Source organism: Streptomyces sp. NPDC050546, from assembly GCF_044457425.1.
Lineage (GTDB): Bacteria > Actinomycetota > Actinomycetes > Streptomycetales > Streptomycetaceae > Streptomyces.
On the sequence record NZ_JBITGX010000005.1, the window covers coordinates 462,153 to 473,796 of the forward strand.

Genomic DNA, 11,644 nt, shown 5'->3' on the forward strand with positions numbered 1-11,644 from the left:
GTCCCCGTGGGATACCCGCACACGCAGGCCGGCGCGAAGGCGGCAGCGGCCAACTACATCATGGTCAGTGGCAGTTCCGTCTTCCTGACGGACAAAGGCGCTCGGCACCGCGCCGTGTCGATGATGGCGGCCGAGGGCACCGCCGATGCCGCGATGAAGAAAGCTGACCACGCTGCCGGTCAAGCGGTCGCCGCACTGCGGGGCGATACGTCCAAGGTCTTCGCCAGGAAGGCCATCTCCCGTACCGGCGTCCTCTCGGCTCGCATCCTGGGCTTCGACTCTCGGAGGGCCATGGTCCGGCTGTGGACGACGACCGTTCGCGGCAGCACGGCCGGGCACGCGACGCCCAAGGCAGGCTTCCAGGCGGTAACGGTCTCACTCTCCTGGGAAGCCAACGACTGGAAGCTGAAGGACAGTTCGAGCACGAGCGGTCCGTTCGCGCCGATCGACGCTCGCCAGGCGTCCAACGTTCCGGGCGACTTCTCCGATTACGTTCCGGCCGCTGCGGAAGACCCCGTCCTGAGCGGTTCGTCCGGTCAGGACGGATTCCCGGCCTCATACGCGCGCAACGAGCGAGACGCCCGTGCCGCCGCTGTGAGCGCCACCATGCTCTACGGCGATCCCCGGTTCTTCGTCAGCGAGGACTGGCGGCACCGGATGCTGAGGGCGACCGCAGCGGCGCGCGTGCTGGCCGCGGTCACGTCAGACACGGACTCGACAGCGCGCCTGGTCATGGAGAACCGCGGAGTCGGAGCTGACGGCATGACCGCCGACGGCAGCGAACTGATCACGCGGACGGCTGCGCTCGCCACCCGCTCGATCTCCTACTCCGACCAGGCCGCGAGCATTGAGGTGTGGACCGCGTCGGTGGGCGGGATCGCAGGCGGGGACGAGACACAGCGACCGCAGGTCGCCTTCCTCCGGATGACCGTGGACCTGGTCTGGGAGGACGGCACCTGGAAGACGACAGCCGTCACGCCGGCCGAACCGCTCGTGCCCTCGCCGCCGGCCATGCAGGAGGCGGACCCGGCCGATCGCTTCTCTGATGTGGGGGGTTCCGGGAATGCGCCTGCGACTGCGTGACGACGCCCCCGGCCTGCTGACCATCGAACAGGGCACCCCGAGTCGCTGGCGCCGCCGCCTCCAGACGGTGGCCATGGTCAACGTGATCATCGGCTTCCTGTTTGTGCCCTCTGCGGTCGCCAATCCCTTCTGCTACATCCCGATGGTGTGCGAGGCGAAGGCAGCTATCGACTTCGCCTCCGATCCGCTGGGCTTCCTGCTCCAGAAGCTCACCGAGGCAAATCTCTGGTTTCTGCGCAAGATGCTGGAGCTGATTCAGAGCACGACGAAGATCGACCTCACGTCACCTGGCTTCCTGAAGCAGTACGCGATCATCTTCGCGGCCTCCAGTCTGCTCACCGTGGCGCTGTGGCTGATCGCCGTGGCCAAGAGGGCAGTCCGCGGAGTCGACGTGACCACGGCGGTCTCCGAGGCGATCGGTTTCCTGCTCCTCCAGTTCGTGGTCAACGCGATGACGCCGGGTGCGATCGCTCTGCTGATGAAGGCCATTGACGAGGTCACAGCCGTGTTCGAGCCCTACGCGACCTCGAACTTCAGGCCCTTCCTGGAGAACATCCTCAGGACGATGGCCTCCAACCCCACGGCGGGTGTTGGGCAGCTGCTGATCGTCAACCTCATCATGATGTTCGGCGCTCTGCTGATGTGGATCGAGCTGCTGATCCGCAGCGCGGCCATCTACGTGGCCGTCGCGCTCGGCCCCATCGTGAACGCCGGTCTCGTCGACCGCGATCTGTGGAACAAGAGCAAGAAGTGGTTCGGCGCCATCTTCGCGATCGGCCTGACCAAACCGATTCTCTTCGCCCTGCTCGGACTCGGCGGCGCGGTCCTCAGCGACACCTCGGGCAGCATGTCCGACGAGGTCTCCAAGACACTGGTCGGTGCGCTGATCCTCCTGCTCGCCGTCTTCGCGAGCGCCACGCTGTACAAGTGGGTACCCGCCTTCGGCGACGAGATGGCCCAGATCCACCACGCCCGCAAGAGTGCCCAGTCCTCGGGCCCGGCCGCCGCGATTGACGGGCCCGGCCAGCACGCCAACCGCGCCATCGGAGCCCGTATGCAGGACTCCTTGGTCGGCGGCAGCGCCAAGACTGCTGGAAGCAAGGCGGCTGGCAGCAAGGCGGCCGGGGCCGCGATGGGCGGCGGAACGGCCGTGGCAGGGCCGGTCGCCGCCGGGGCCGCCGTGGCCAAGGCCGGCGCCGACATGGCAAGGAGCAAGGCCTCGGGTTCCCCCGGCACACGGGGCACCGACGCTGCCTATGGCGGCAGCGCCGAACAGCCCGAAGGGCAGCAGAGCAGCGACGACCAGGTCGACGCGTCCGGTTCACCGGCATCAGCTCGTCCCGGAGGATCAACCTCCGACCCGGTCATCAGCTCGCCTCCGCCCTCGTCATCGGACGGCAGCAGCGCCGTGTCCGGACACCCACGGGGTACCAGCGGAGCCCCGGGTACGGCACTGCGGTACTCGTCACCGGCTCCCGGACCCGCGACCTCCCCTCCGGCCCCGCCTCCCACCACCCCTTCCTCTTCACCAGGAACCACCTCGGGTCCCGGACCTTCGGTCACGCCCCCGCCGCCGGGCGGCCAGGCACCCGGACGTTCGAACCCCAGCAAGGATCAGTGACGTCCCATGTCGACTCGTACGTATCAGTTCGGAAAGCATCGCCCCACAGGGCTGGTGGGCCGCCGCGACCTCGGCGAACAGGTCGTTCTCGGTGGCGGCGCGGTCACCGGCATCATGCTCGGCTACCTCTTCACCGGTGTGACGGCCATTGCCGCGACCTGCCTCTTCCTGCCGATCCTGTTCGCCCTGGTCATCGTGTATGCCCCGTACCGGCCGAAGGGCACAGCCCAGCGGCGCACGCTGTACCGGTGGTGGCGGATCAACCGCTACCGCCGCGCGGCGCTTCGCCGTACCGGCGGCGTGTGGGTCTCCCCGGCCTTCGAGGTCGGCGTGGGCCGTGACGGGACTCCGCCAGACGCCGCTCTTGCCCAGCCCGAGGGCATCGCGGGCATGACCTGGGTGCCGGTCACGGTGCGCGGGCAGAAGGCCGTCGTGGTTCTCCAGCCGGAGGCCGGGTGCGTCACGGCCACGCTGGAGATCGGTTCCCCCGGCCTCGGCGGCAAGGAAGTCGGTGAACAGGTCGTCGCCCTGGAGCGCTGGGGCGAACTCCTCGACGCCTTCGGCAACGTCGAAGAGCATCCGGTGAAGAGGGTTCAAGTCCTCGCCCGGCAGATGAAGTCCGACCCCTACGCGCACCAGCGCTTCATCGCGCAGCGCGACGAGTCGGCGGCGACGGCGGACGCGCCGCAGTGGCTGAAGGACTCCTACGACGTACTGGCCGACGCTGTGTCCACCTCGGCGGAGGAGCACCGGTACTACATCACCATCCACGCGAAGTTCACTCGGGACCTGGCGGCCGAAGGCGCGGCTCGCGGCACCGGTGACGAAGGGGTCGCAGCCGCGATGGCCGCCTACCTGGACGAGCTGTGGTCACGCGCTGAGGACGCTGACCTCTCGGTGATCGCGCCCCTGGACCAGGGCCGGATGACAGCGTTCATCCGCAACTCCTACGACCCGGACCACGCCATCTGGGACACCGACCTCCCGCAGGCGCACGCCTTCCCGCGCAACGTCGACGTCCGCAGCGGTGCCCACGTCGCCACCCGGGCGGCAGGCTCCACCGACAGCTGGTACCACGCCACAGCAGCCGTCGTCGGGTGGCCCACAGCCCCCGTGGGCCCTGACTTCCTGTCGCCCCTGTTGATCGGGATGCCCGATGTCATTCGCACCATCGCCATCACCCAGCAGCTGGAGCCGAACGACAAGGCCGTGGAACGGATGCTCGCCGAGGACACGAACAACCTGGCGGAGATGGACCGCGACCGTCAGCGCGGCAAGAACATCGACCCGCGCGACCGGATCGCGGCGGACGCCACCGGTTCGCGGGGCATGGCCCTGGCCTCCTCGGGCGCGGCTGGCTCCGCCGTCGTTGGCTACATCACCATCTCCTCGCGCAGCGCGGCGGAACTGGAGCGCACGAAGCGCACGACCGCTTCCCGTGCCCGCAACGCCCACCTCCGGATCGAATGGCTCGACCTCGAACACGCTCGCGCCTTCGCCACGACTCTCCCCCTCGCCGGAGGCATCAAGTGACCGAGCTGCTCGACCTGGCCCCGCTGTCTCCGATGTACGAGACGGTGCGCCGCCCGCTCCACACGGAGACCACCACCAGCCAAGCCCTGTACCTGCCCATCGCTCCCCCGACCCTCGGCACCGCGGGCGCGATCATCGGCAGGGAGCTGTACTCGGGCAAGGCCTTCATCTACTGCCCGTTCAGCGCGTTCGGGGACGGCTTGCCCGGCGGAAACATGCTCGTTGTGGGCGACACGGGCAGGGGCAAGTCGGCGCTCGTCAAGACCTACACCGCCCGGCAGATCCGCCTCGGCCGTCAGGTGGTCGTGCTGGACACCAAGGAGCAGAAGGAGCGGGAGGAGGGTGAGTGGGCCGCCCTCGGCCGCTCGCTGACCGGCAAGGCCCCGGTCAAGTTCACCCCCGGCAGTGGTCGCGGTGCCTCGTGCATCAACCCCATGGACCCCGCCATCGCGGGCAAGCGGCAGATCGAGCTGGTGCGGACGATCGTCGAGCTCGGCCTCGGCAAGCCCTTGGACGAGTTCGCCGGCTCCGCACTGCGCATCGCGATTCGCCGGGCTCACCAGCGAGCGGGCGACCTCGGCCGCACGCCGGTCCTCGCAGACGTCGCCGCCACGCTCCGCTCGCCCGAAGAGTCCGATGCCCAGGCCAAGCAGCGGACTCGAGACGAACTCCTCTGTGATGGCCTAGAGGCGTCTTACGTCCTGGACCGGCTCTGCGGCAGTGAGCAGGACGCGACCGGAGACCTCACCGGCATGCTCGACGGGCCGACCAGCCTCGGCGTCGACCTCGATGCCGACATGATCGTCTTCGACCTGACCAAGGTCCCGTCCGGCGGCGTCGCCATGACCATCCTCGTCGCCGTCATCAGCGTCTTCCTCGAAGAGGTATGGCTGCGCCCGCTGTGCGAGTGCGGGACGGAACCAGGTGCGCACGGACGCGTCGTGGTCGACACGGCTTCCGGCGCTTGGGAACTGGGACCGAACCCGGCATCGGGCTGCCACCGCTACACCCAACGCAAGCGCATCCTTGTCTGCGAGGAGGCGTGGCACATCCTCGGAACTCCCCAGCTCGCCGGCCTGTTGGAGAAGTTCCTGAAGTTCGCTCGTGGCTACGGGCTGAGCTGCATCTTCATCGTCCATCACCTCTCGGACATCGACGACAGCGCGGAGACCCAAGCGGCACTGAAGATGGCAGACACCATCGTCATCTACTCGCAGAAGAAATCCGAGGCAGAAGCGACGGTGTCCCGGCTGGGCCTGCCGTCGTGGACTGCCGAGCACATCATGCGCCTACGTCGCGGGATCGCGCTGTGGAAGGTCGGCGACGTCATCTACCCCGGCGTCCAACACCTCCTGGTAGAGGCCGAACAGCACCTGTGCTTCTCCTCCGGCTCGATGACCGACTTGACCAGCACCTCCCCAGACGCCGAATGAGCGAGTACCGCCACTTCTCCGCCACCGACCCCTTCCACGCAGATTCGGAATGAGCCCTCGACATGACCGTCACCACAGATCACACCGCGCTTCCCGCCGACGAACGCGCGGTGCGCCAGGACATCGACCAGCTGCACGCCGAGGCGCTCGACCTTGCCCGGCGCACGAAGAAATTGGCCCTCGTGCTGGACCACGGGGACTACTCCGCCGCCGGAGGGCGCGTACGTACGGCCGTCAACCACATCTGGCGAGCTGCCGAGGACCTGCACAGCGCCTTCCATACCGCGCCTCCGCGCTGTGCCGGACCCGACGCTTCGATGTCGCGGCTGTGCGGCCGGCGCATGCGCTACCTGGTGGCCCGCGTCGCCCGGAGGGTTGAGTAATGAACATCATGCCCGGAGGTATCTCCCTTGCCCTGTACGCCGTGACGGCCGTGTGCGCGGTGGCCTTGGTGATGCTCTGGTTCCTGCTGAACCGCGGACGGCGCAACGCCGGTTTCGCGAGCAAGGGACAGCTCAAGCGCCAGATGTCAGCCAAGGCCGTCCTGCGGGCCGCCGAGATCCGGCCTTCCCTCACCAGCGACGGCGGCCGCACCGGCCGCGCATCAGAAGTGAGCTTCGCGAAGGACCACTCCGCCGCTCGCTGACCTTCCTCCTCGTCGCCCACTCGTTCCGGAGCACGTCATGCACCACTCCCTCGATCCTCAGGATTTCGGCTATTCCCTGGGCACCTCGCAACGCCCAAAGGGCGTCGAACTGTGGTCCCGCGCCGACAAGGCATGCCGGGTCATCGGTCCCATGGGCAGCGGAAAGACGCTGCGGTTCTTCGCACCGCTCGTCCGAAACTGGGCCGGGCCAGTCCTGGCCACCTCGACCAAGCCCGACCTGGTCGAACTGACCCTCGACGCCCGGCAGCGGGGTGGCCGCCCCGTCGCGGTCTTCGACCCGCAGAACATCGCTCCGAGCCTCCCGAAGTTCCGGTGGACTCCGATCAACGGCGCGTCCGATACGGAGGTGGCGATGATGAGGGCCAAGGCGTTCATCGCGGGCTCGCGCACTCCCAACAGCGCGGCGCAATCCAGCGAGGGCAGCGCCTTCTACAAGGGGCAGGCTTCCAAGATCCTCGCCGCCTTCTTTCACGCCGCCGCCCTCGACGGCGCCACCCTCGACTGGGTGCTGAAGTGGGCCCGCAAGCTCACCGACCCGGCACCCCTCGGCATCCTCGACGCCCACCCCGGCGCCGGCCCCGGCTGGGCGGACATGCTCCGCACGGCCACCACCGGCGACAGCCGCACCGTCGGCAACACCGCCTCGACCCTCGACGCGGCCCTCGAACCCTTCATGCACCAGTCGGTGATCAACGCCCTCCATGGAGACGGAGAGGACCCCACGGACTTCGACACGTTTCTCAACGCAGGCGGCACGCTCTACCTTCTCGGCAAGGACTCGGAGGTGAACAGCGTCGCACCGCTGACCACCGCGATAGCCGAAGACCTTCTGGACCTCGCGGAGGCGCACGCCCTCGCCTCCCCAGCCGGGCGGCTCGACCCCGCTCTCCTCGCGGCGTTGGACGAAGCGCCGAACATCGCGCCCATCCCCTCCCTCCGCCAACGCGTCGCCGACGGCCGGGGCCGTGGCATCACGGTGGTCTACGGCCTCCAGGCGTGGGCGTCGGCCCGTGCCCGCTTCGGCGAGGACACCGCCAAGGAGCTGGCGGCCTTCACCAACAACGTCATCGTCCTGCCGGGGGACAAGGACCCCGACTTCCTGAAGGACATGTCTGACCTCTGCGGTCAGGTCGAGCGAGAGCGCACGACGAAGACCACGTCCGGCGGGGACCGCGGCGGCCACTCGACGGCCACGCACATGGCGCTCGAACCGGTCCTTCGGGGAGACGAGATCAGGGGCCTGTCCGAGGGACACGCCTTGGTCCTGGCGGACAACCTCCCGCCGATTGTCACCCGGCTCGACGGCATGTGGACCTGGGATTCCTGGTCCGAGATCGAGGGCCACGTCCGCGACTTGCGAGCTGCCAACGAAGCCGAGCGGACCCGGCGGGCCGCCGAGAGGACGACCCAGGCCAAGGACCACGCCGCTGCGTGGGCCGGCCGTGAAGGAGCGGCTGCCGCATGAAGGATCCTCTGGCCCACTTCGAGCCCTTCCCCGAGCCGCCCGCTTTGGTACTGGAGTACATCGCGGAGCGGAGCGCGGAAGAGTCCGTGGTCGACGGCCCCGCCCCGTGGGACCTCGGTTCCCTGTCGGCGGAGTTGATCGAACCGATGCCCGCCTGGCTCGACTCCGTGTGCCGCTGGATGAACGGGCGGTACGCCTGGCAACCGCAGGACGTGATCCCACCCTGTTGGGCGAGGCATGAGGGCCTGGCATACGAGATCGCGGCCCTCGCCTTCGCCAGGCAGGACGCCTACACGACGGCGGGATCGGCCGTGACCTGGCACGAGCAGTACGACCGATTCCTCACCCGGATGCACACGACCCTGGGTAAGGCGGGTGACGAATGCCGAGTCGGAAAGCACGAAGAACGGCCAGCACGTTTCCAGCTTGCAGCCTGGCCTGCACAGACCGGCGACGCCCAAGCGCCGGACGCCGCCGGTCGGGTCGGAGGGACGGTGTGATGATGACGAACCCCGACGTGGTCTTCGCGGCAGACCCTCGTCACGGCCTTGTGGCCCGAAGCGGCTGGGAGCAAGAGGAAGCTCAAACCGTGCTCCGCGACCTCGGATGGCATTGGGTGGAGGAACTGCACGCGCTCGTCCCGCCGGATGACGTGCCGGAGGTCGACGCCGGCCTTCAGGCCGTGGAAGAGCTGCATCTGCACGGGCACCGAACCGGGTACGCGGTAGGACCGTATGGCACGATGCGGCTCACCCCAGACCGCGCAGAGCAGGTTTTCACGAAGGTCGTCGTCCGTGAGCCCTCCGAGGATCGCTTTGACGCAGCCGCCGACCACGACCAACGCGTAGGAGGAAGGACGAGGCGGAGCAACTATGGCGACCTCGGTACTTCTGAGGAGTCGCCGACTCCGCACGACCCCGGTTCCCTAGGGATCTAGAACACCTCTGCCAACAGCGCACCGTAGGCCCGGGGCGAGCCGGTAGACAATGCCCTCACCGACGGTGTCATACACGCTGATGCCCCTGTGTCGCTCCCGGGCTGCGCTCGCCGGAGCGGCGACACTGGCAACGCGTATGCGGTCCAGGGCCTGCTCCCCCGTACAGGCTCGACCGCGCCCTTCTCCGGTGACCGGCCGGTGACCAGCGGCCCCGGGGAATCGCAGGCCCCCGGGGACCGCCGGGGCCTGGCCACTCGCGGTCAGTGGGGATCAGGCTTCGATCTGCAGGCGGGCTCTTAAAGCCCTGTGTGCCTCCGTCTACCGGGGTTGGCTTGCCCTGCTGCCCCAGGCGCCTGGCCAGGGGCGATGGGCGCGGCCGGGGGTGTAACCATCGCCTGTACCAGAGCGGTCAGCGCCTCGGCCCGCTGTTCCTCGCTGAGTGCGGAGTCCGCAATTAGACGCTCAGCGGCGAGGTAGCGGGAAAACTCCAGTGGTTGATCGAAGTAAGCCCGCAGGTGAGCCGCGGCCGTTTCCTGCGACTTCACGAAGGTGCGGGCCACGAACCCAGAAAGTGCTGCCGAGACGGCGCCAAGTCCGCCCGCTACTACGCTTCCCGCGGTGGTACTCGCCTGTAGTGCCACCGCCACAAAGACAATCAGCAGCACAAAGCCGGTGATCATTGCTGCTTGTGCGTTTCGGAAGGAGCTGCGCGCCTGACCAGTGGCGATGTCGTGGTAAAGGTCGAGTCTCGTATGGGTCACAGTCCACAGCTCAGGCAACGTCAACCGTGGCGGGACCGTAGGTGCTCGGGTCTCAGCCTCACCAGACGGCCCATCGGACTGCGCTGGTCCTTCAGCGCCTTGGGTGGGTTCGACAGAAGGGAGGTTCCCGTCCTGCCCCTCGTCAGCCCTGGATTGGTGGGGTAACAGAAGGTCTCCGGAGACTGCGACGGACCGCACCCAGTCGACCGCTCAGTACGCAAGGCGGCTTCAAGGTTTCGTTCAGCAGAACGTACGCGCTCGCGACCAGCCTCGATCTCTTGGGCCTCACGTCTTTGCCGTCGAAGCAGGGTTAGCACGAAAACGACGACGGCTGCACCGACACCCGTTCCTATGGCGCCCCAAGCGACGGGTGAGAGCTCCGGTATCAGACTGGACAGGCTGCCATACGCGGCAGTTCCGGTAGTGGCAACTGGACTTGAACTCGTGATGTCGGTCGACTCGGGGTGACGGCGTCAGGGTCCGAGACCGCCGGCTGTTACCGGATCGGATTCAGGACGATGGCTGTAGCCAGCGCCGCGCCGCGGCGAGACTCACCTCGACGTCATCGCTCCAAGAGCAGACCTCCAGCCATGAGAGGTAGCCGCCTTGCGCGAAGACCAGGACCTCGCCAGGGCACTCGCCGGTTTCGGTGAACGGTTGTACGTCGGCAGCCACGACGGTGCCGGGGCCCGTTGGCGCGGGCTCCACCGCGTCGGCGTCAAGGTCGAAGTAGGCAGTGCCGCAACCGCACTCACAGCGGGATTGCACCCTGAGTTGGGGCAGTTGCCGTCGGAGGGCGACGTGAACAGGCTCGTCCGGGTTCAGGACGAGGTCAAGCACGTCGGCTACGTCCTCGGGCAGGCTGTCAGTCATGCCGCCACCGTAGCTGACCAGCAGCTTTGGGCTTCGACCAATTTCGGGGCCGTCGACCCGACGCTCACAGGTCCAGGGCCAGGTCGGTGCCGGCGAGGCAGCCGTCGATGGCCTCCGGTCGGTACTGCAGCATCTTCAGTTTGCGCTTCACGGCGCGGGTGATCTGGCCGAGGCCGGCCGCGGCGAGGTTGCCGATGTCCCGCTTGACCAGCGACCAGACACCCTCGGTCGGGTTGAGGTCCGGGGCGTAAGTGGGCAGCTGGAACACGGTGAGCCACTCGGCGTTCGCGTCGATGAACTCTCGTTTGCCGACCGTCAGGTGCAGGCGGACGTTGTCCCAGACCAGCACGATCGGTCCGCCGAGCTGGAGGCGAGCGCGGACGATCAGGTCGCGGAAGTCGCGCCAGCCAAAGCCCTTCGGCTCGTCCTTGCGGCCCCGGTACTCGCGGATCGCGTAGATCAGTCGGGATCGCTGGCCCGGCTTGTAGCAGGCCATCCCCGCTATCGACACGCGCCCCGAGCCCCGGCCCCTCACTCTCACGACCGGGGTCTGGCCGATCCGGCCCCAGGTCCTGGCGCGCGGCGGAGTCATCGACTGCCCGGCCTCGTCCTCGAAGACGCTCCAGGCCCCGCGTTCCGCCACGGTGCTCTTACCCGCGGCCAGGTCTCCTTCTTCCACACCTCGACCGCGTCGTCATCTCGCTCGATCGCGCGCCTGGTGGGCTGCTGCCAGCTCCATCCGTGGCGCTTCAGCAGCCGCCAGGTGCCCTCGACCGTGTAGGAGACGTGGAAGAACCGGCCGATCAGCGTCTTGATCCGTGCCAAGGTCCACCGCTGGTCCGCCCAGCCGTGAGCCAGTGGACCACGTTCCAACTCCCGCTCCAGCCTGGCGATCTGGGCTTCACTGAGTCGAGCTCTTCCCGGCGACCCCCTCGACAGGACCCCCGCCTCGCCGCCCTCGCGCCAGGCCCGGCGCCACCGCTCAACCGACCGCAAGCTGATCCGCAGGGCAGCGGCAATCTCCGCGTTCTTCTGCCCGCCCTCGAAACGCTCCACGGCCTGGAGCCGTAACCGCTCCCGCGTGGCTCTCTCGGCGTCGGTCAGCCCGCCGCCCTGCGCATACCTCACACCCAACGGCTATCGGTGCCGACGGCCATCTGTCAGGCGAACGGCACCGACATCACTCAATCAAGTTCAGTTGCGCGCACGCTCGCCGAAGAGGTGCTGAGGGCGGGAACTGACTTTGATGGCACCGAACACTCGCCGATGCG

At 68.1% G+C, this 11,644-nt stretch carries 13 protein-coding genes; 9 read left to right on the top strand and 4 right to left on the bottom strand.

From position 1 onward, the window contains the following. Positions 1-6: 6 nt before the first annotated feature. The 9 genes from ACIBK5_RS15865 (at position 7) to ACIBK5_RS15905 (ending at position 8,739) form a co-directional block, all read left to right on the top strand. Positions 7-1,083 carry a hypothetical protein gene (locus ACIBK5_RS15865; RefSeq protein WP_399019931.1) on the top strand — a complete coding sequence of 359 codons (1,077 nt, stop codon included), beginning with the start codon at positions 7-9 and terminating at the stop codon, positions 1,081-1,083. Beyond that, positions 1,064-2,704, top strand: coding sequence for a hypothetical protein (locus ACIBK5_RS15870; RefSeq protein ID WP_399019932.1), 1,641 nt, complete (start codon positions 1,064-1,066; stop codon positions 2,702-2,704). Before ACIBK5_RS15865 ends, ACIBK5_RS15870 begins: the two co-directional genes overlap by 20 nt. A 6-nt stretch (positions 2,705-2,710) precedes the next feature. Beyond that, positions 2,711-4,237 carry an SCO6880 family protein gene (locus tag ACIBK5_RS15875; protein WP_399019934.1) on the top strand — a complete coding sequence of 509 codons (1,527 nt, stop codon included), beginning with the start codon at positions 2,711-2,713 and terminating at the stop codon, positions 4,235-4,237. Further along, complete coding sequence (locus ACIBK5_RS15880; RefSeq protein ID WP_399019936.1) at positions 4,234-5,670, top strand: ATP/GTP-binding protein; 1,437 nt, start codon at positions 4,234-4,236, stop codon at positions 5,668-5,670. Before ACIBK5_RS15875 ends, ACIBK5_RS15880 begins: the two co-directional genes overlap by 4 nt. A 62-nt stretch (positions 5,671-5,732) precedes the next feature. Continuing rightward, positions 5,733-6,053 (top strand): DUF6238 family protein, encoded by a 321-nt coding sequence (locus ACIBK5_RS15885; RefSeq protein ID WP_399019938.1) that lies wholly within the window; start codon positions 5,733-5,735, stop codon positions 6,051-6,053. Further along, on the top strand, positions 6,053-6,316 hold the full coding sequence (locus tag ACIBK5_RS15890; protein ID WP_399019940.1) for a hypothetical protein: 264 nt from the start codon (positions 6,053-6,055) through the stop codon (positions 6,314-6,316). The genes ACIBK5_RS15885 and ACIBK5_RS15890 overlap by 1 nt, the downstream gene beginning before the upstream one ends. Before the next feature lie 37 nt (positions 6,317-6,353). Continuing rightward, complete coding sequence (locus tag ACIBK5_RS15895; protein ID WP_399019941.1) at positions 6,354-7,802, top strand: type IV secretory system conjugative DNA transfer family protein; 1,449 nt, start codon at positions 6,354-6,356, stop codon at positions 7,800-7,802. After that, complete coding sequence (locus ACIBK5_RS15900) at positions 7,799-8,302, top strand: hypothetical protein (protein ID WP_399019942.1); 504 nt, start codon at positions 7,799-7,801, stop codon at positions 8,300-8,302. The genes ACIBK5_RS15895 and ACIBK5_RS15900 overlap by 4 nt, the downstream gene beginning before the upstream one ends. Continuing rightward, on the top strand, positions 8,302-8,739 hold the full coding sequence (locus ACIBK5_RS15905) for a hypothetical protein (RefSeq protein WP_399019943.1): 438 nt from the start codon (positions 8,302-8,304) through the stop codon (positions 8,737-8,739). Before ACIBK5_RS15900 ends, ACIBK5_RS15905 begins: the two co-directional genes overlap by 1 nt. 296 nt (positions 8,740-9,035) lie before the next feature. On the opposite strand, the gene ACIBK5_RS15910 is transcribed toward ACIBK5_RS15905, so the two are convergent. The 4 genes from ACIBK5_RS15910 to ACIBK5_RS15925 all read right to left on the bottom strand — a co-directional run bounded on the left by ACIBK5_RS15910 (position 9,036) and on the right by ACIBK5_RS15925 (position 11,501). Further along, positions 9,036-9,698: a hypothetical protein gene (locus ACIBK5_RS15910; protein WP_399019945.1), complete on the bottom strand. Its 663-nt coding sequence runs from the start codon at positions 9,696-9,698 to the stop codon at positions 9,036-9,038. 312 nt (positions 9,699-10,010) lie between these two features. After that, entirely contained in the window at positions 10,011-10,373 is a 363-nt protein-coding gene (locus ACIBK5_RS15915) for a hypothetical protein (RefSeq protein WP_399019947.1), read from the bottom strand. Positions 10,374-10,437: 64 nt separating this feature from the next. After that, positions 10,438-10,965 (bottom strand): transposase, encoded by a 528-nt coding sequence (locus ACIBK5_RS15920; RefSeq protein WP_399020028.1) that lies wholly within the window; start codon positions 10,963-10,965, stop codon positions 10,438-10,440. Then, positions 10,962-11,501, bottom strand: coding sequence for a winged helix-turn-helix domain-containing protein (locus ACIBK5_RS15925; protein WP_399019950.1), 540 nt, complete (start codon positions 11,499-11,501; stop codon positions 10,962-10,964). Before ACIBK5_RS15925 ends, ACIBK5_RS15920 begins: the two co-directional genes overlap by 4 nt. Between the last annotated feature and the right edge of the window lie 143 nt (positions 11,502-11,644).